Below are 19,165 nucleotides of genomic sequence, written 5' to 3' on the forward strand. Positions count from 1 at the left end.
CTATTGAGAGAGAGGAAAACATTATGAAAAAAACAATCAGTTTTGCTGCTATTCACTTTTCCGTTGCGTTTACGGTTGCTTACTTACTAACCGGCGACATTCTTATCGGTAGTTTGATCGCTATGATTGAACCTGTGGTTAACACCATCGCTTTCTACTTCCATGAAAAAGCATGGCAGACAAAATCATTAAAACAGTCGCAATACAGCGCGCCTGTTAGCAAAACTATCAGCTTTGCAGCCGTCCATTTCAGCGTAGCATTCAGTGTGGTGTATCTACTGACTGGCGACATTCTTATCGGTAGTGTCATGGCAATGATCGAGCCTGCGATTAATACGGTAGCATACTACTTCCACGAAAAGGCCTGGAACAAAAAGCAGCAACATCAGATTGATAGATCTTTTTTTGACATGATGCAGTGTCATCACTAGCAATAATGTATCAGATCCAAGATAAAGATTGATTGACATGGTTGCTTATCGCAATTAAATTAAGTTGCACACCACAACAAATAAGAAGTCACCATGCAACCACAGCAACTACGTCAACTCTCTCGCCAGCTCGTGCGTCAGCTTGGCTTATTCGAAAGCCATTGTGGCAGCAGGAAGCTGACTCCGGTTCAGGCACATACCTTGATCGAGTTAGAACAAGCACCCTGCACTGTGAATCAAATGGCTGAAAGATTAAAAGTCGATAAATCAAATGCCAGCCGTACCTTAGCGGTCCTGCTCAACTTAGGCTTAGTCACCACCACCCCCAACCCTGATGATAAACGCAGTCAATTGTCCCGGCTCACCGCAGCAGGCGAGCAGACTCTCGGTACCCTACACACACAATTGAACAATCACGTCCAGTTCATCCTTGATCAGATGGACACCGATGAGATTGCGCAGCTTAAAAAAAGCCTTTCCCGCTATACCAAAGCTATCCAGGCTGTCGAGAAGCAGTACGATTACCTGATCCGCCCTCTCCAGCCTCTTGATAATGCATCGGTTGCTGCCGTCGTTCGGCGTGTGTCAGCGGAATATGGGCTGACTGCCGATGAAGGCTATGGTGTTGCAGATCCAACATTAGACAGTATGAGTGATGTCTATAAAGCCGCGAACAGCCAATATTGGGTGATCGAAAAAGATAACCGTATTCTAGGAGGCGGCGGTGTAAGTGCCTTGGCAGGTTCAGATAATCTGTGTGAACTACAGAAAATGTATTTCCTAACCGAATTACGCGGCAAAGGGTTAGCACGGGCCCTTGCCGTTAAAGCGCTGAAATTTGCAAGACTACAAGGTTATAAAGGCTGCTACCTGGAAACTACGGCCAACCTTATAGAAGCCATTGCGTTATACGAATCTTTGGGGTTCGTGCACATTCCACACGCCATGGGCAATACCGGCCACGATGCCTGCGAAGTCCGGATGCTAAAGAGTTTTTAACCGTTAGCACCGAGTCTAACAGGCCCGAATAAGCCCGCTTACTATCTAGCGGGCTTGTTCTGTTCTCTTTTACGCCTGATAGCTTTGGTAAAGATGATAGATGGTTAGACCCGCTACCAGCTCATCGTACGTTGCCGGCCCCAGGTATTTCACCTGCTTTTGATATTCCGGCACCAAAGTAAAACTGGAATCTTCAAACCGGCCGTCACCGGCATATTCCAGATGGACAAAAATCGCCGGCCGACAGCATCCGAGCATCACAAACAGCTGTCCCTCGATCTCTGCCACTTCATAGTGCAGCCCCGGTTCGGCCAGCTCACATTGTTTAGGCCTTAGCGGCAAGTAGGTATTTTCAATCACCTCCTGACCAGAGGTCAGATGGACATGGAAAAATCCATCCGCTTCATGCCCCTCGAGATCTTCCGCCAGCCATTGCCAGGTAACCACGTTTTCATCCGGCTTGAGATAGGTATTCACCGGCTCCCGATAGAGAATTTCGCCCTGCCAGCTTTGCCATACCACTTCCCCTTTCAGTTCAGCGCTCTTACGGCTGTCGTTAATCAGGTGAAGGTCGATCCCCTTATCATTAGGGACAAAAGTCGCCAGCTGAGGCGCAAAGAAACGTCTTGCATGATAATGAAGCTGTTTCCAGCGACCGCTGTATTCCAGTGATGACCACGAACTGACTGGCCAGCAATCATTGAGCTGCCAGTATAAAATCCCTCGGTTCACCGGCTTATGTGCCCGCCAGAATTCACTGGCCGTTTTTATTGCCAGAGCCTGCTGCACCTGACTTAAATACAGCATATTGGCAAAGCCGATCGGAAAACGGAAGTACCGGGTAAACATCTCAGTAATTATCGAGTTACCGCGGTGACTCTTTTGATGCGACTCAAAACTTGGGGAAGTGATGTTCCAGTCTTTCTCCGGTACAAATGTCCGCACCGACGGCAATGATGGCCACGATTGAAAACCAAACTCAGAGCAGAAACGGGGCTTAACCTTCCGGTAGGTGTCGAGATCTTGACCGGAATGCCACACATCCCAGTAATGCATATCACCGCGGCTGTCATCATGCCAGGCATCGCCGAAATCAAGTTCGCCATTACACGGAGAGCTTGCCCAGAAACGGCGAGCAGGATCTTCAATGTTCACGACCTCAGCCAGTGCCCGGTTCAGGCGATCATAGTTGACCACATATTTTTCACGATTCTGGCGTGATTCCGGGTACCAGCCAATCGCACCGATCACTTCATTATCACCACACCACAATGCCAATGAGGGATGATCTTTTAGGCGCCTTACCTGCCACTGTACTTCCTCTTGGACTTCGGCAATAAAATCAGAGGTGGCCGGATAAAGTGCACACGCAAACATCAAGTCTTGCCAGACTAGCAGCCCGAGTTCGTCACAAAGTTGGTAGAAGATATCTTTTTCATACATGCCTCCGCCCCAGACCCGGAGCATATTCATATTGGCAGCAACGGCATCTTCGAGTAACTGGCGGTAACGCTGATTGTTCATCCGACTTGGCAGAGCATCCATCGGGATCCAGTTCGCTCCCTTGGCACTGATCGGCACACCATTGACCTTAAACACCATGCTCTGCCCGGTATCATCGTCGTCGGTACACAACTCTAATTTACGTAACCCGATTTTTTTATGGATTTGATGGCCATCAGCGATGACTTCCAACTCATATAAACGCTGCTTACCATAGCCTGCCGGCCACCAGCGTTTCGGATGATCGATCCGAAACAGCACTGTCGCCTGTTTCGATTGTCGATCTAAGGTTAAGTGATAGGTTTGCGCATCAAAAGTCACGGAGACTGATGCCAGCCCGGTAGTCGCCACGGCTTCATAGTGCACGGTGACCTCAACCTCACAGCGCCAGTCCTGCCAATTTTGCCTGGTACTGACATGGCTGATCCGGACATGTTGGATCGGTTGCAGTTCTATATCCCCGTACACCCCCATCACCGACAGGCAAATCCCCCAGTCCCAGCCGGTATGACACTGGGTTTTACGGATCGTATTCATGTGCGGGATTTGGTTATTTCCTTCGGCCCACGGCACTGGAAACGGTAATTTTTCAGCACGGGACTGAGCCGCCAAATCGGCTCGGTGTAGCACAATTTCAATTCGGTTAGTGCCCACTAACAAACAAGGTAAAATATCGACTTTATGGCGTAAAAACATATTGCTGAAATCGGCAACGGTATGGCCATTGATCCGAATTTCGGCAACGGTATCAAGGTTATCCAGCACTAAATCCATTGCATTGCAGGCTAACTCATTAGCCGTCAGCTCAAAGCTTCGGTAAACAACCCAGTCACACTGACTAACCCACTGCACTTTTGCTTCATTAATGGCCCAGTAAGGGTCAGAGATAATTCCAGCGTTAAGCAGGGCTGAATGGACATCACCGGGTAAGGAAACAGGTATATCAGAAATTGAAGAACGCTGTACACAGGTCAGTAACCACTGACCATTGAGTGAGATTGCCATTGCTAGCTCCGGGAATTAATACCAATTTTAACGGCGATATAGTAAGGCGGGAAAAAAGCAGATGTAGCGGATAAGCGCAAGATATAGCGCAATAAAATGTTTCAATCGCATCTCTGTGATCGAATTAAAACTTTTCTCTGTTCTTTTGGGGCAAAAACAAAAAAGCCGGCCTGTGCCGACTTTTTACATTACCGATTAGGCTTAATCTTCTTCAGGCTCATCTTCGTCATCTTCACCAGATTCGAAGTAAGTGCCCCAACCGTCGTAATCAATGTTGTGCTTTTCCGCCAGCGCAATCAGCTTTTCAGCCTGCTCATCAATTAACTCGGCGTTAAGTGCAGATTCCATCACGGCATCAAAACACACTACTTTACCGCCACCGTCTTCAGGTGCTAGCTCAAGCTCTTCAGCTTCAAGCACTTCAAAGCCCATTTTGAATGCTTCTGCTGCTGCAGCTTCCAGTTCAGCAAAGGTATCCGCTGAGAAGTGGTGCTCAATGGTATAAAGAGCTTCAGGTTCGCTGCCATCTTCCAGCAAAGCTGCAATAATATCGCGGGTTTCTTCCTTTTGCTCTTCAATCAGTTCTGCATAAGACATGGGGTAACTCCACCTATGGAATAAATTTTCACGCAAATATCGCACGGTTTGACTGTAATTACCATATGTTAGTCTGATGGCCGGGAAAAATTGATCCCTGTCAAAGTTCGGTGTGATTCCCACTTCAGTTTAATCACTTTTTCATTGATAAATTAAGTGAATAATATTCCAGCTTATGCACTTCCCCACGACTTCAAAATACGGGTTTTACAACCTAAAATCGCATAAGTACGCGGCCAAACCGTATTCTAACGAGTGATAAGTCGAGCGCCGCCTAAGACTTAGTCATAATCGCCATTATTGCCGCTGCATAATAACAATTACTTTTCAGCGCTCCATCAAAACATATTCACCCAGTTATTGGCGAGAAATACCCTAAAGGCTGATGGCCAGTGATTTTTCAGGGGGATCGCTGCCCTGAAAAAGTGTGAACAACCCCAAGGTTACGCAGGCAGTAGCAGTCTAAAATCAGGGCGTAAAGCAACAACAGACTCGGCGGCAAAGACTGCTGAGCGATAAGTATAAACTTAAGAGAGATATGATCATGAATAAATTCTATGCCGATTCCAAGGCAGAGCACCTACGCTGCATCACCGAGCCCATAGGGTACAGCAGAGCCTAACCCCCTTAACATCCAAGAACACTTTTACTAGGCCTATAGCTTAGCAAACTCTTTTACGCCAAATTCCAAACCTGGCGTGCTGGATCACACCTGAATGCTGAGATTAGGCATAGGGTGCAAGGAGACAATTATGACAACTCAAACGGTAACCAAGGAAGAAAAAGGTGGCTTTTTTGCCAACTTTAAATTCCCTTCCGCCTACACCATTTTATTTGCTCTGATCGCCATTGTGGCGTTGCTGACTTGGATCGTGCCTGCAGGTCAATACGACCGGGTAATGAACGAAGAACTAGGTAAAGAAGTTCCTGTAACCGGTACTTATAAAGCGGTAGAAAGCAATCCTCAGGGTGTTGTCGATATTCTGCTGGCACCGATTGATGGCTTCTATGATCACAACTCATATGAAGCAGCAGCAATCGATGTATCACTCTTCATCCTGGTCATCGGCGGTTTCTTAGGATTAGTTACCAAGACCGGGGCTATTGATGCCGGTATCGAGCGCGTTACCGCTCGCCTGCAAGGCCGCGAAGAGTTGATGATACCGATCCTGATGGCGCTATTTGCCGCTGGCGGTACAATTTATGGCATGGCCGAAGAATCACTGCCTTTCTATACCTTGCTCGTTCCGGTGATGCTGGCAGCACGTTTTGACCCGCTTGTCGCGGCGGCAACCATTCTACTGGGTGCCGGTATCGGTACGCTTGGCTCAACCATCAACCCGTTTGCTACGGTTATTGCAGCTAACGCAGCTGGCATCCCATTCACTGACGGTATCTTACTGCGCGTTGGAATGCTGGTGATTGGCTGGTTAATCTGTGTCGCCTACGTGATGCGCTATGCCAAAATGGTCCGTGCTGATAAGACAAAATCCATCGTTTATGACAAGTACGAAGAGAATAAAGCACACTTCCTAGGCAATCAGTCTGGTGAAATGCTGGAATTCACCACTACCCGTAAAATCATTCTGGCTATTTTTGCCGCTTCTTTTGGCATCATGATCTACGGTGTTGCAGTTGCAGGTTGGTGGATGGCTGAAATCTCAGGCATGTTCCTAGCGTCAACGATCATCATCGGCTTAATTGCGCGAATGAGTGAAGAAGAACTAACATCCAGCTTTATCGACGGTGCCCGTGACCTATTAGGGGTTGCTCTTATCATCGGTATTGCTCGTGGTATCGTGGTTATCATGGACCGCGGTATGATCACCGATTCAATCCTGTTCTCTGCCGAACAAGCCGTCACTGGCCTGTCATCCATCGTATTTATCAACGTGATGTACTGGTTGGAAATTTTACTGTCCTTCCTGGTTCCTTCATCTTCAGGTTTGGCTGTACTGACGATGCCAATTATGGCACCACTAGCTGACTTTGCAGGTGTGGGCCGCGACTTGGTTGTGACTGCATACCAGTCTGCTTCAGGTATTGTGAACCTGATGACCCCAACCTCTGCTGTTGTTATGGGTGGCCTGGCGATTGCTCGCGTTCCTTATGTACGCTGGCTGAAGTGGGTAGCACCGCTACTGGGTATTCTGACTCTACTCATCATGGCTATGCTGAGTATTGGTGCGATGATCTAACCTTAGGCTAGATTTCTACCTCTGATAAAACCGCCGGACGGCGGTTTTATCATTTCTTCACGTCTTGTTTTTCTCGCCTCAGAGCACTTACCGCCTTCGAGGCAACCCAACCAATCAGCCAACCCGCTTTGATGTCAAAGACACATAAAACGGCCCTTCGCTTCTGCGTATATTGCCCTTAAATTGAAGGGCTCATCTCACTCTCAATTCTGTATATTGAGAGTTATTCGGTATTATTATCCCTAATTTAATTTCAACCTCATGATAATGAAAATTTTCTTAACCATACGATGAAAAATAATCACAGCCCTCCATAAAAAGATTATTTAACCCATTAATAAAACCCAATTAATAATAGAGAATAACCACACACACAATTAATCAACCCATCAAAAAGACATGTATTAAAATTACAAAAACAGTAAAATGAAAAATAAAAAGAAAAAATTTGGTTACTATTCCATTAACAACTTAAGTTTATTTAGATAGACAACCAGTTTAATTGCATAAGTTCAACCCCAGGACATATCAATAACCTGAACCCTTTTGAATAAAATTTCACGATATAAAAAATAAAGGATTAAAAACAATATCTTACATAGGGTTTAGTAATTTTAAAGGTAATAACCCAACATAAAAAACCATTAATGAAAACTACCTACAGATGCATGAATAATGTTAATAGAACCGACACCTTAGGTAGTCGTGTTAATAAGTAAAGTGTGACCGGGATCTTAGACTACTATTAACTTAAGAGTAGAATTAAACCCAGAAACGAAACGAAGAATTAAATTAAAATATTAATCTCTTCGAGACAAACAAATAAAGCTAACGATATTACGTTGGCATAAAAATAGAGAGATACGATCATGAGTAAGTTCTATGTAGGTTCTGAAGTAGGTCAATTACGCCGCGTTCTTATCCACCGTCCAGAGCGTGCGCTAACGCACCTAACACCTTCTAACTGCCACGAGTTATTATTTGATGATGTATTAGCCGTTGAGCGTGCAGGCGAAGAACATGATGTATTCGCAAATACGCTTCGCGAGCAAGGTGTAGAAGTTATGCTTCTTGGTGACCTTCTAGCAGATACGCTGGCTGTACCTGAAGCGAAAGAATGGCTTCTTAACACTCAAATCTCTGACCACCGTTTCGGTCCGGCTTTCGCCAATGATGTTCGCTGCTTCCTAGCTGACCTGTCAAACCAAGAGCTCGCTTCAATCCTACTTGGCGGTCTAAGCTATGCTGAGCTGCCTGTTCAGTCATCATCAATGATGCAGGCTATCCACGAGCCTAATGACTTCATCATTGAACCATTGCCAAACCACCTATTTACCCGTGATACCTCTTGCTGGGTATACGGCGGTGTCTCTATCAACCCAATGGCAAAACCAGCTCGTCAGCGTGAAACAAACCATGTTCGCGCAATTTATCGCTGGCACCCAACCTTCGCCGGTCAAGACTTCATCAAGTACTTCGGTGACGAAGAGAAAATCTACGACAACTCGACTATCGAAGGCGGCGACGTACTGGTTATCGGTAAAGGCGCTGTACTTATCGGTATGTCTGAGCGCACAACGCCACAAGGTGTTGAACAGCTGGCTTCTAGCTTGTTCAAGCACGGCGAAGCGAAGCAAGTTATTGCTATGCAGCTTCCTAAGCACCGCTCTTGCATGCACTTAGATACTGTAATGACACACATGCGTGAAGACACTTTCTCTGTTTACCCTGAGGTTGTACGTAAAGACGTTCAATGCTGGAGCCTGACAGGTGACGAGTCTGGCAAAGTAAGTGTTAAAGAAGAAGGTTACTTCGTTAATGCAATCGAAAAAGCGCTGGGTGTAGGTCAATTGAACCTTATCACGACTGGTGGCGACAGCTTCGAAGCTGAACGTGAGCAGTGGAACGATGCGAACAACGTTCTGACTGTGAAGCCTGGCGTGGTTATTGGCTATGAATGCAACACTTACACCAATGAAAAATATGATAAAGCCGGAATCGAGGTACTTTCAATTCCAGGAGATCAACTAGGCCGTGGTCGTGGTGGTGCTCGCTGCATGAGCTGCCCAATCGAACGTGATGGTATTTAAGTCTAACGGCTAATACCTGACACCACACAATATGGCCGGTATCAACGCATATCGGCCAATAAGAAACAAAACCAAGAGAGACGATCCCATGACCAAGCAAACTGTTGTTGTTGCACTTGGTGGTAATGCCCTATTACGTCGCGGCGAGCCACTAGAAGCAGATATCCAGCGCCAGAACATTGCTACGGCAGCAAAAACCATCGCTGAAATCGCGAAAGAATATAACGTCGTGTTGGTACACGGTAATGGCCCGCAAGTTGGCTTACTGGCACTACAAGGGTTGGAATACAAAAAAGTAAGTCCATACCCACTTGATGTACTGGGTTCACAAACCCAAGGCATGATCGGTTACATCTTAATGCAAGAACTGAAGAACATTCTGCCAGAGCAGAACGTATCTTGCATGCTTACGCAAATGAGCGTTGATCCAAACGATCCCGCTTTTGCTGACCCAACCAAGCCTATCGGCCCTGTTTACAATGAAACAGAAGCCCGTGAACTGGCAGAAAAATACCACTGGACAATAAAAGCAGATGGCCAGTACTTCCGTCGTGTCGTACCGAGCCCACAGCCTATCGGCATTATTGAAGATGACGCTATTACGACCCTGATCAAACAAGAGCACCTGGTGATCTGTACTGGCGGCGGCGGCATCCCGGTGAAGAAAGAAAATGGCAAGCTTGTTGGTGTAGAAGCGGTGATTGACAAAGACATGTCAGCAGCCTTCTTAGCGAAACAACTTAATGCCGACGCACTGTTAATCCTGACCGATGCAGATGCTGTATTCCTCGACTGGGGTAAACCAACGCAAAAAGCACTGCGTAACACAACCCCGAGCGAATTAGCGCAATACGAATTTGATGCGGGCTCTATGGGTCCGAAAATTGATGCCTCTTGCGAGTTCATCAAACAAGGCGGCAAGTTAGTTGGTATTGGCTCACTGGAAGCGGGGTTACGCATCCTTAAAGGTGAAGCTGGCACAAATATTATCTCAGAATAACAGAATAGTTATTCACAACAACCCAATAATACGATAAACAATATATATTGAAGGCCGACACTTCGCATCGTCATAACAAAGACCGTGCGTCGGCCAGAGAGATACCGATTATTAAGAGGAAAACATCATGGCTTTTAACCTTCGCAACCGTAACTTCCTAAAATTACTAGACTTCACTCCACGTGAAATTCAGCACATGCTAGAACTAGCCGCTGAGCTTAAAAAAGCGAAGTACAACGGTTACGAGCAGCCTCGCCTGACTGGTAAGAACATTGCGCTGATCTTTGAAAAAGCGTCAACGCGTACTCGTTGTGCATTTGAAGTTGCTGCATATGACCAAGGCGCTAACGTAACTTACTTGGGCCCATCGGGTTCTCAAATCGGTTACAAAGAGTCAATGAAAGATACCGCACGCGTTCTTGGCCGTATGTACGATGGCATTGAATACCGTGGCTTTGGCCAGGAAATCGTTGAAGATCTTGGCGCTTACGCTGGTGTTCCAGTATGGAATGGCCTGACTGACGAGTTCCACCCGACTCAAATCCTGGCTGACTTCCTGACTATGCAAGAGCACGGCCGTGGCAAGCAACTGCATGAAATGACTTTCGCTTACCTGGGCGATGCACGCAACAATATGGGTAACTCCCTAATGGTTGGTGCTGCGAAAATGGGTATGGACATCCGTCTGGTTGCTCCTAAAGCATTCTGGCCTGAAGCTGAGCTAGTTGCCCAGTGTCAGGAAATTGCAGAAGAAACGGGTGCGAAAATCACCATGACTGAAGACGTTCAAGAAGGCGTTCAAGGTTGTGATTTCCTATACACTGACGTATGGGTATCAATGGGTGAAGCGAAAGAAGCATGGGCTGAGCGTATCAACCTAATGATGCCTTACCAAGTCAACATGGACATGCTAAAAGCAACCGGCAACCCACATGTGAAATTCATGCACTGCCTGCCAGCTTTCCACGGTGAAGACACTGTTGTTGGTAAAGAGCTTGCTCAAGAATACCCAATGCTTAAAGACGGCGTTGAAGTAACGGATGAAGTAGTTGAATCTAAGCACTCTATCGTATTCGACGAAGCTGAAAACCGTATGCACACTATCAAAGCAATCATGGTAGCAACACTGGGTCAGTAATCGACTCTCTTGAGTTTTAAAGATTCGACGTAGAACCCCTTAAAGCTCTTATAATTAATGCCATCCTTCGGGGTGGCATTTGCATTTATTGCCACAATGAAAACCACACCACTACTGTGATTAATCTTTATTTTCAAAGCCTTAAAGCCAAAAATCCCATTTACAGGGAAAACTCACGCTTGCATAAAATCCCACAAAATGAATACTTCAGGCAAACGCTTGCGCTCACAGGAAATGGGCGTATAATCCTTCGCAATTTGTCAAAACAGAGTTAAAAAATGAACCAGGCAGTTAAGCACAACTTGACTCACAATCGTCGAAAATCGGCGGTGGTTTTATTTTTCTGTTTTTCCGATTTTAAAAAAAGCCTCCTTTTTCAAGGGGGCTTTTTTTTGTCTGCTTTTTGCGTGAAAGCCGACAACTTTAAACGTTTATCTGGCAGAAATTACATTCGATGAATACATTGGATTAAAAGGGCACCAGAAAGGGTTTAAAAACATTTCTATCAGTTATCTATTATAGGGAAGAGAAGCCATGGCGAACTCGTTGTTTCAAAAACACATCATCTCCATTCCGGAATTAAACCGAAGTGAACTTGAACTTATTGTTGAAACTGCTGGAAAGTTAAAAGCAGAGCCAAATCCAGAACTACTTAAAAATAAAGTCGTGGCGAGCTGTTTCTTTGAGCCATCAACACGGACTCGCCTCTCTTTCGAAACCGCAGTACAGCGCCTGGGGGGAACCGTTATCGGCTTTGATAACGGTGGTAACACATCCCTGGCAAAAAAAGGCGAAACACTGGCTGACTCAGTGCAAGTCATTTCTTCTTACGTGGATGCTTTTGTCATGCGCCACCCGCAAGAAGGTGCCGCACGTCTGGCCTCTGAATTCTCTAACGGCGTACCGGTTATCAACGGCGGCGACGGTTCTAACCAACACCCGACCCAAACGCTGCTGGATCTGTTCTCTATCTTCGAAACCCAAGGTCGTCTTGATAACCTTAACGTAGCATTTGTGGGGGATTTGAAATATGGCCGCACAGTCCATTCACTGACCCAAGCGCTATCGAAGTTTAGCAACATCAACTTCTTCTTCGTTGCACCAGAAATCTTGGCCATGCCAGATTATATTTGCGAAGAATTAGACCAGGCAGGTATCAACTACAGCCTTCACGCCACCATGGAAGAGGTGCTCCCTCAGCTGGATGTTCTGTATATGACTCGCGTTCAGAAAGAACGGTTTGACGAATCAGAGTACGCGCACATGAAGGCCGCATACATCCTGACGGCCCCTATGCTGGCTGAAGCACGCGACAACCTGAAGGTATTGCACCCATTACCACGTGTCGATGAAATTACCGTCGACGTAGATAAAACCAAGCACGCTTACTACTTCCAGCAAGCAGAAAACGGTGTTTACGCACGTGAAGCACTACTGGCACTTGTACTGAACGAACAACTTTAAGCAGGAGATGACAGCAATGACTAAGGAAACTCAACTACAAGTTGAAGCAATTAAAAACGGTTCTGTTATCGACCATATTCCCGCTAACGTGGGGATCAAAGTACTGAAACTGTTCCAGATGCACAAAACCAACCAGCGTGTGACTGTCGGTCTTAACCTGCCGTCATCAGCATTGGGAGCCAAGGATCTGATCAAGATTGAAAACATCCTCCTCAGTGAAGACCAGGCTAACCAGCTTGCCTTGTATGCGCCTAACGCAACCGTTAATCAGATTGAAAATTATGAGGTGGTTAAGAAGCTGACACTGTCGCTCCCAGAGTTCGTTAATGCGATTTTCAAGTGCCCGAATAGCAACTGTATTACCCATAATGAGCCTGTTGACAGCAGTTTTAGTGTCACCGCGAAGAAAGAAGATGTACAACTCAAGTGTAAATACTGCGAGAAAGTCTTCTCACGCGAAATTGTCACCGAGCGTAACTAAAGAGCCGTCGCACCGCACATAAGGCTTAAAGCCGGTTCATAATAAAAAAGCCAGCCCATTATTGAGCTGGCTTTTTTCTCACATCCGAGACACTCCCCTTCAGGCAGCAACTCCTACCTTTGAATTAACTCTTATAAAACCTGATTCAGCCCCTATCGCAGCAACGCTGAACCAAGTCTTTTCAAAGGACTGTAGCATGAAGTTATTTATTGTTTTTTCCTTGTATACATTGACTGCACGCATGATGGCCGCCATATTCCTTGCGGCGGCAGTTACCGGCTGTGTCACGACCAATGGCCCGATCAGCCGCACGCCCGCCAATAATGCTAATCAATTAGTGGTCATTGGGGTGCCCATATTACTGGGCGGATTTGGCTCATCCGTACCTATCAACGATAGCTATCAGATTACCGCCAAGCACGTTGCCCGCTTGTCATGGGATCTTGATGTCATTCACCACCCGTACTGTGATTTGTCCTTAATACGCACTTCTTCTCAGCATGTACCTGACTGGGGGCTGATCTATCCCGACCAGAAGGTCACCCACGAAGGACACTCTTTACTGGGTGGCAGCATCAAAGGTGAAGGGAAATACCTGCAGGATGTTATTGATACCAATACCGACTGTCTTTATTCACTCAGCGATGCCCCGGTAATGTCCGGAATGAGCGGCGGGCCCGTATTCAATGAAAGCGGCGAAATCGTTGGCATTACGGTGGCGATCGTGCATAACCCGGAAGATCTCACGAACTTGCGCCCTGCCGAGCGCTATAGCCAATTTGTCCCTGCGACCTTAATTTTTGACTGGCTCAAACAACTTGGTATCGATACGTCTTATGCCATGCCTGATCTCGCTAACGTACAAGTTTCCTCTTATGTCAATCAGTTAAACCAGCAACAAGCTCGTCAGCCTGAACCCCAGGTGGCTCAGGCAATCCCGTCAAAGTCCATAATAAGCCGTTATAAAAACAACAATAAAAGTCTCACAAATTAAATGGGATATAATTCTTGTTTTTGCTAATGCTGCCAGATTATTGTTTGGTGACAAGGGTCAAATTACCCCGTTAAAGTTACTGTTATTATCCTTATGCAGGATTATGCAACACTTGCATAATTGCTGGGCCATAAAACAATAATGATACGATCTTTGTACCCAATAATAAGGAGTTGCCCGTGAATGGATACGATATACACGGTGCGATAGATGCGGCGGCAGTTGATGAAAGCATCATGACTGCGTGTAAACGCCTACTGCAACAGCAAAGCTTTACCACCCAGGATGATATTCGCCACCGACTCATTGCGCTCGGTTACGACGATGTCAGCCAGTCAACAGTATCACGCCTGCTCTCTCGACTTGGGGTGGCGAAGGTTCCTAATGCCTACGGCAAAAAAGTGTATTGCCTGACGGTGGAAAATGAACCCGTACAGGTTAGCTCATCCATTGCATCACAAATTGAATTCATTACCCATAATCAGCTGGTTGTGGTGGTAAAAACCCACCCCGGCGGCGCACAACTGGTCGCCCGTCTTATCGATATCCAGCCACATGATGAGATTTTAGGGACTGTCGGCGGAAATGATACGGTAATGGTTGCTCCTAAAGATATCAGCCGTATTGAAGAGTGCGAAAAAGTCGTCAAAGCACGGCTCGGTATCCCCGTTTAATTGGGTATCAGCCCCTTGACCATCACACTTTTCTCTTTGATATATGCCATAACACAGCGGCATCAAACCCTTTGACCTGAAAGCCGTTGCGCTGCAAACTAGGACGCCAGTATTAACGACTGGCATGACTACCCACGTTGTGAATGACTTAATAAGGATAATCAATGACTCAAGTTCTACATACTGATCAGGCTCCAGCGGCTATCGGCCCTTATGTTCAAGGCGTTGATCTCGGTAACATGGTGTTGACTTCCGGCCAGATCCCAGTGAACCCGGTTACAGGTGAAGTCGCTGAAGCTATCGCAGAGCAAGCTCGTCAGTCACTGGACAATGTAAAAGCGGTTGTTGAGTCTTCAGGCCTGAAAGTTGCTGACATCGTTAAAATGACCGTTTTTGTAAAAGATCTCAATGACTTTGCAACCGTAAATGAAGTATATGGTAAGTTCTTCGATGAACATAACGCCCCTTACCCGGCACGTTCATGTGTTGAAGTGGCACGCCTGCCTAAAGACGTAAAGATCGAAATCGAGGCTATTGCTGTACGCAAGTAACCCGGTTCAGATCCAAAAAAAGCTGCCTCTGGCAGCTTTTTTTATCTTCATCTCAAACCAATTAATGATGAATAACATGCTTTAGCACCTGTGGAAACCAGGCCGTAAATTGCTCAGGATCCATCGTTAATGCCTGCTCTAATTCTGATTGCGACCACCAGCGATAAGCCATCACTTCATTCAGGTTTGGCGCCACCTCGATTGTTTTAATGCTGGCGACCAATACATGGTCAAGCTCGTGCTCTATCAACTGGTTATCCAGCTCTGCGCGATAGACAAAGCTCGCAATATCATGCAACTGGGTAATACCGGTAATACCCATTTCTTCCTCTAGACGGCGTAATCCCGCTTGCTCTATCGTTTCGTTCTGTCTTGGGTGTGAACAACATGTATTGGTCCACAAACCACCGCTGTGATATTTACCCAACGCACGCTGGTGCATTAAAAATTCTCTTCCCTGTACCGTTTCACGATACAACAAAACAGAAAAAGCCAAATGCAGTGCCCCTTCACGATGCGCTTGCATTTTTTCCTGCACGCCTTGCACCTGACCGTGCGGATCGACTAATACAACCAGCTCTTCAATCATTACTTATCTATCTTCTACACAATATAAAAAATAAAAAGGACATGCCATGAACATGTCCTTGTTTTACAGCGGCACGTTTAATAACAGATCAATCCATCGTGCCCATTAGTGCATGTAATTCTACTATCACAAGCTGATTTTATGCTGAACGCCTTGCGACTTCGGCATTCAATTCAGCGAGTTTATCTTCCATCATTGTACGACATTTATTCGACAGTTCGCGCACGTCTTCTTTCGATAGCCCTTCGGTTGATACTGGCGGCAACACTTCAACGATCACCACGCCATTATCCCAACGGTTCATTTTTACATTTTCTGTCGAACTACAAACAATCGGCACCACAGGTACACCGGCACCAATCGCGGCATGAAATGCACCAGTTTTAAATGGCAGCAAACCACGGCCACGGGAACGAGTACCTTCAGGAAACATCCATACCGAGACCTGCAGTTGCTTGATCTTCTCTACGATCTGGCCGATGGTTCCCACCGCCCGGCTCCGGTTTGCACGGTCAATCAAAATGTTGCCCGTGATCCAGTAAAGCTGTCCAAACAGCGGCATCCAAACCAGGCTTTTTTTCCCGACCGTCACAGTACGTGGCATGATGGCACCAGAGACCGTAAACAGATCATAGGAATTCTGGTGGTTAGCAACATAAATGCTGGCTCCTACATCTTCAGCCCCTTCGGCGAAACGGAGTTCCAGCTTCATTCCCAAGATGCGTGACATCTTGCAAAAAAGACGGCCAACGGTATAAACGTTTTTCGGATTGCGCGGGCTTAATAAGCAGTAGCCACAACCAAAAACAAACATGAATACAGCAAAGATTGCGACTGCTACAACGCGCAATATAAATATCATGGAGCTCTCCTCAGCGTACAAGCGTTCGCTAGTATACTCAGGCAAAGAGAAATTACATCAATTATGTGGATATATTGAAGGTAAATTGCGTGGCTCTCACAATCCTGAACCGATGAAACCAATCGGCAGAAACAACAAACCCTCCGTTGAGGAGGGCCTGTCAAATACACTTACTTTCTGAACGTCCGGTTATCCCAACAGGAACACCTCTCCTGATTGGAATTATTCAGTATTACCTGACGGTTGCTCATTCGATGTCACTTCCAGTCGGGTCACTCGCTGAAGACCACGCGGCAACATCGTCCCCCGGCGTCCGCGCTCGCCGCGGAAGTTATCAAGATCTGTCTGTTTCAAGCCAAGCTTGCGCTTACCGGCATGCAACGTCACCTGGCATCCTTGTGGCAATACGACTAATTGCGACAAGAACTCCTCTCGAGATTTAGAGCGGGCTGCCGGTATGTTGATAATCTTATTCCCCTTGCCTTTACCTAGTTGCGGTAAATCTTTAATCGGGAACAACAACATTCGCCCTTCATTGGTGATCGCCAAAATTTCATCATTATTTAGATCAAAAATTGGCTGGGGCGGCATCACCGCAGAGTTTTCAGGTACCGTTAACAGCGCTTTACCGCTCTTATTTTTCGATACCATATCCGTGCTCTTACAGATGAAACCATATCCCGCATCAGAGCCCATTAACCACATCTGCTCATCTTCAGCCATTAATACCTGACGCATAGTCGTGCCAGGCGTTAAGTTCAGGCGTCCCGTTACCGGCTCTCCCTGACTACGCGCAGAAGGCAAGCTGTGCGATTCAAGCGCATAACTGCGACCATCCGAACCGATCAGGATAGCCGGCAAGTTACTTTTACCACGCGCATGGGCGAGATAATTATCACCGGACTTATAACTCAAGCTGCTTGGGTCAACATCATGGCCTTTAGCGTGACGGATCCAGCCTTTTTCAGACAACACAACCGTGATGGCTTCACTTGGGATCAGGTCACGTTCAGTCAGGGCTTTGGCTTCTTCACGCTCAACGAGCGGCGAACGGCGATCATCGCCATATTTCTCAGCATCAGCTAAGATTTCTTTCTTAATCAGCGTGTTCAGGCGACGCTCAGAGCCCAGCAGTTTTTCCAGGTACTCACGCTCTTGCGCCAGTTCATCTTGTTCGCCGCGGATCTTGATCTCTTCAAGCTTCGCCAGTTGACGCAGTTTGATTTCAAGAATGGCTTCAGCCTGAATCACACTCAATTCAAAGCGCGACATCAGCTCGGCTTTCGGATTTTCTTCGGTGCGGATGATCTCAATCACTTCGTCGATGTTGAGATAGGCCGCCAATAAACCTTCAAGAATATGTAAGCGTGCAATCACCTTATCCAGACGGTACTGCAAGCGACGACGTACCGTAGTACGACGATATACCAGCCATTCGTTGATAATTTCCAGCAACCCTTTGACTTGCGGACGCCCATCAAGCCCCAGCATGTTCAGGTTAACCCGGAAACTCTTTTCCAAATCGGTCGAGACAAACAGATGATTCATCAATTGCTCGCAATCAATACGATTAGAGCGAGGAACAATGACGATACGGGTTGGGTTTTCATGATCAGATTCATCACGCAAATCGTCGACCATTGGCAGCTTCTTCGCCCGCATCTGATTGGCGATCTGTTCGAGCAATTTGGCACCGGATACCTGGTGGGGCAAAGAAGAAATAACGATGTCGCCATTCTCTTTATGCCATACCGCACGCATCTTAATGCTGCCCTTGCCGGTACGATAGACTTTCTTCAGGTCACTTTTTGACGTAATGATTTCGGCTTCGGTTGGGTAATCCGGGCCTTTGACAAATTCCATGATGTCATCGAGATCCGCCTTCGGATTCTCGATCAAGTGCACGGCAGCACCTGCGACTTCACGGGCATTATGCGGCGGAATATCGGTTGCCATTCCCACCGCAATACCGGTAATACCGTTCAGCAAAATATGCGGTAAGCGTGCCGGCAGCATTTTCGGCTCATTCATGGTGCCATCAAAATTCGGCACCCAGTCTGCGGTTCCCTGGCCCAGTTCACTCAGCAGGACTTCAGAGAAACGTGACAGGCGGGATTCGGTATAACGCATTGCCGCGAATGACTTCGGATCATCGGGAGCACCCCAGTTTCCTTGGCCGTCGACTAACGGGTAGCGGTAGGAAAAAGGCTGCGCCATCAGCACCATCGCTTCATAGCAGGCAGAATCACCATGGGGATGGTATTTACCCAGCACATCACCAACGGTACGTGCTGATTTCTTGTATTTTGCCGTCGCTGACAGGCCCAGCTCTGACATCGCGTAGATAATACGGCGCTGTACCGGCTTAAGACCATCACCAATAAAGGGTAAGGCTCGATCCATGATTACGTACATGGAGTAATTCAAATAGGCGTCTTCGGTAAACTTCCGTAACGGAAGCTGTTCAACGCCATCCATTGAGACATCAGTCATGGTAGGGTAATCCGTTTAATATTTTCGTTGTTAATCGCTGCTTGCTCAGGCAAACAGCGATCAAACTCAATCTTGTGCATGTTGGGTATATAGCAG

16 protein-coding genes are annotated in these 19,165 nt (G+C 46.7%); 11 read left to right on the forward strand and 5 right to left on the reverse strand.

The features are described from left to right. Positions 1–23: 23 nt before the first annotated feature. Entirely contained in the window at positions 24–431 is a 408-nt protein-coding gene (locus tag R3289_RS13790) for a DUF2061 domain-containing protein (RefSeq protein WP_318926270.1), read from the forward strand. A gap of 93 nt (positions 432–524) precedes the next feature. Then, the gene (locus R3289_RS13795; RefSeq protein ID WP_318926271.1) at positions 525–1,430 is read left to right on the forward strand and encodes a helix-turn-helix domain-containing GNAT family N-acetyltransferase; all 906 of its coding nucleotides are present in this window, start codon (positions 525–527) and stop codon (positions 1,428–1,430) included. Positions 1,431–1,499: 69 nt separating this feature from the next. Here the strand turns inward: R3289_RS13795 and R3289_RS13800 are convergent, their stop codons facing one another. Then, complete coding sequence (locus R3289_RS13800) at positions 1,500–3,938, reverse strand: beta-mannosidase (RefSeq protein WP_318926272.1); 2,439 nt, start codon at positions 3,936–3,938, stop codon at positions 1,500–1,502. A gap of 201 nt (positions 3,939–4,139) precedes the next feature. Beyond that, positions 4,140–4,535 (reverse strand): ribonuclease E inhibitor RraB, encoded by a 396-nt coding sequence (gene rraB / locus R3289_RS13805; RefSeq protein WP_318926273.1) that lies wholly within the window; start codon positions 4,533–4,535, stop codon positions 4,140–4,142. A gap of 752 nt (positions 4,536–5,287) precedes the next feature. Here rraB and R3289_RS13810 point away from each other — a divergent pair. The 9 genes from R3289_RS13810 (at position 5,288) to R3289_RS13850 (ending at position 15,125) form a co-directional block, all read left to right on the forward strand. Further along, positions 5,288–6,733 (forward strand): YfcC family protein, encoded by a 1,446-nt coding sequence (locus R3289_RS13810; RefSeq protein ID WP_318926274.1) that lies wholly within the window; start codon positions 5,288–5,290, stop codon positions 6,731–6,733. Positions 6,734–7,602: 869 nt separating this feature from the next. After that, the gene (gene arcA, locus R3289_RS13815; RefSeq protein ID WP_318926275.1) at positions 7,603–8,823 is read left to right on the forward strand and encodes an arginine deiminase; all 1,221 of its coding nucleotides are present in this window, start codon (positions 7,603–7,605) and stop codon (positions 8,821–8,823) included. Positions 8,824–8,911: 88 nt separating this feature from the next. Next, positions 8,912–9,823: a carbamate kinase gene (arcC, locus tag R3289_RS13820; RefSeq protein WP_318926276.1), complete on the forward strand. Its 912-nt coding sequence runs from the start codon at positions 8,912–8,914 to the stop codon at positions 9,821–9,823. A 127-nt stretch (positions 9,824–9,950) separates the two neighbouring features. Then, positions 9,951–10,961, forward strand: a complete 1,011-nt coding sequence (locus tag R3289_RS13825) for an ornithine carbamoyltransferase (RefSeq protein ID WP_318926277.1) — start codon at positions 9,951–9,953, stop codon at positions 10,959–10,961. Between the two features lie 534 nt (positions 10,962–11,495). Continuing rightward, positions 11,496–12,425 carry an aspartate carbamoyltransferase gene (gene pyrB / locus R3289_RS13830; protein WP_318926278.1) on the forward strand — a complete coding sequence of 310 codons (930 nt, stop codon included), beginning with the start codon at positions 11,496–11,498 and terminating at the stop codon, positions 12,423–12,425. Between the two features lie 16 nt (positions 12,426–12,441). Further along, positions 12,442–12,906 (forward strand): aspartate carbamoyltransferase regulatory subunit, encoded by a 465-nt coding sequence (gene pyrI, locus R3289_RS13835; RefSeq protein ID WP_318926279.1) that lies wholly within the window; start codon positions 12,442–12,444, stop codon positions 12,904–12,906. Positions 12,907–13,102: 196 nt separating this feature from the next. Continuing rightward, positions 13,103–13,900: a serine protease gene (locus R3289_RS13840; protein ID WP_318926280.1), complete on the forward strand. Its 798-nt coding sequence runs from the start codon at positions 13,103–13,105 to the stop codon at positions 13,898–13,900. Positions 13,901–14,136: 236 nt separating this feature from the next. Next, positions 14,137–14,574, forward strand: coding sequence for an arginine repressor (locus R3289_RS13845; RefSeq protein ID WP_318926378.1), 438 nt, complete (start codon positions 14,137–14,139; stop codon positions 14,572–14,574). A gap of 164 nt (positions 14,575–14,738) precedes the next feature. Then, on the forward strand, positions 14,739–15,125 hold the full coding sequence (locus R3289_RS13850; RefSeq protein ID WP_318926281.1) for a RidA family protein: 387 nt from the start codon (positions 14,739–14,741) through the stop codon (positions 15,123–15,125). A 61-nt stretch (positions 15,126–15,186) separates the two neighbouring features. On the opposite strand, the gene idi is transcribed toward R3289_RS13850, so the two are convergent. The 3 genes from idi to parC all read right to left on the reverse strand — a co-directional run bounded on the left by idi (position 15,187) and on the right by parC (position 19,069). Continuing rightward, on the reverse strand, positions 15,187–15,714 hold the full coding sequence (gene idi, locus R3289_RS13855) for an isopentenyl-diphosphate Delta-isomerase (protein ID WP_318926282.1): 528 nt from the start codon (positions 15,712–15,714) through the stop codon (positions 15,187–15,189). 139 nt (positions 15,715–15,853) lie between these two features. Next, positions 15,854–16,576 (reverse strand): 1-acylglycerol-3-phosphate O-acyltransferase, encoded by a 723-nt coding sequence (locus tag R3289_RS13860; RefSeq protein ID WP_318926283.1) that lies wholly within the window; start codon positions 16,574–16,576, stop codon positions 15,854–15,856. A gap of 222 nt (positions 16,577–16,798) precedes the next feature. Next, positions 16,799–19,069, reverse strand: coding sequence for a DNA topoisomerase IV subunit A (gene parC, locus R3289_RS13865; RefSeq protein ID WP_318926284.1), 2,271 nt, complete (start codon positions 19,067–19,069; stop codon positions 16,799–16,801). Positions 19,070–19,165 lie beyond the last annotated feature (96 nt).

This window comes from Photobacterium sp. (assembly GCF_033720175.1).
In the GTDB taxonomy this organism is placed as follows: Bacteria; Pseudomonadota; Gammaproteobacteria; order Enterobacterales; family Vibrionaceae; genus Photobacterium.

What these genes read in the sequence shown, in the direction of transcription:
- R3289_RS13790 (WP_318926270.1), top strand. Translation starts at nt 24, where the DNA reads ATGAAAAAAACAATCAGTTTTGCTGCTATTCACTTTTCCGTTGCGTTT.
- R3289_RS13795 (WP_318926271.1), top strand. Translation starts at nt 525, where the DNA reads ATGCAACCACAGCAACTACGTCAACTCTCTCGCCAGCTCGTGCGTCAG.
- R3289_RS13800 (WP_318926272.1), bottom strand. Translation starts at nt 3,938, where the DNA reads ATGGCAATCTCACTCAATGGTCAGTGGTTACTGACCTGTGTACAGCGT.
- rraB (WP_318926273.1), bottom strand. Translation starts at nt 4,535, where the DNA reads ATGTCTTATGCAGAACTGATTGAAGAGCAAAAGGAAGAAACCCGCGAT.
- R3289_RS13810 (WP_318926274.1), top strand. Translation starts at nt 5,288, where the DNA reads ATGACAACTCAAACGGTAACCAAGGAAGAAAAAGGTGGCTTTTTTGCC.
- arcA (WP_318926275.1), top strand. Translation starts at nt 7,603, where the DNA reads ATGAGTAAGTTCTATGTAGGTTCTGAAGTAGGTCAATTACGCCGCGTT.
- arcC (WP_318926276.1), top strand. Translation starts at nt 8,912, where the DNA reads ATGACCAAGCAAACTGTTGTTGTTGCACTTGGTGGTAATGCCCTATTA.
- R3289_RS13825 (WP_318926277.1), top strand. Translation starts at nt 9,951, where the DNA reads ATGGCTTTTAACCTTCGCAACCGTAACTTCCTAAAATTACTAGACTTC.
- pyrB (WP_318926278.1), top strand. Translation starts at nt 11,496, where the DNA reads ATGGCGAACTCGTTGTTTCAAAAACACATCATCTCCATTCCGGAATTA.
- pyrI (WP_318926279.1), top strand. Translation starts at nt 12,442, where the DNA reads ATGACTAAGGAAACTCAACTACAAGTTGAAGCAATTAAAAACGGTTCT.
- R3289_RS13840 (WP_318926280.1), top strand. Translation starts at nt 13,103, where the DNA reads ATGAAGTTATTTATTGTTTTTTCCTTGTATACATTGACTGCACGCATG.
- R3289_RS13845 (WP_318926378.1), top strand. Translation starts at nt 14,137, where the DNA reads ATGACTGCGTGTAAACGCCTACTGCAACAGCAAAGCTTTACCACCCAG.
- R3289_RS13850 (WP_318926281.1), top strand. Translation starts at nt 14,739, where the DNA reads ATGACTCAAGTTCTACATACTGATCAGGCTCCAGCGGCTATCGGCCCT.
- idi (WP_318926282.1), bottom strand. Translation starts at nt 15,714, where the DNA reads ATGATTGAAGAGCTGGTTGTATTAGTCGATCCGCACGGTCAGGTGCAA.
- R3289_RS13860 (WP_318926283.1), bottom strand. Translation starts at nt 16,576, where the DNA reads ATGATATTTATATTGCGCGTTGTAGCAGTCGCAATCTTTGCTGTATTC.
- parC (WP_318926284.1), bottom strand. Translation starts at nt 19,069, where the DNA reads ATGACTGATGTCTCAATGGATGGCGTTGAACAGCTTCCGTTACGGAAG.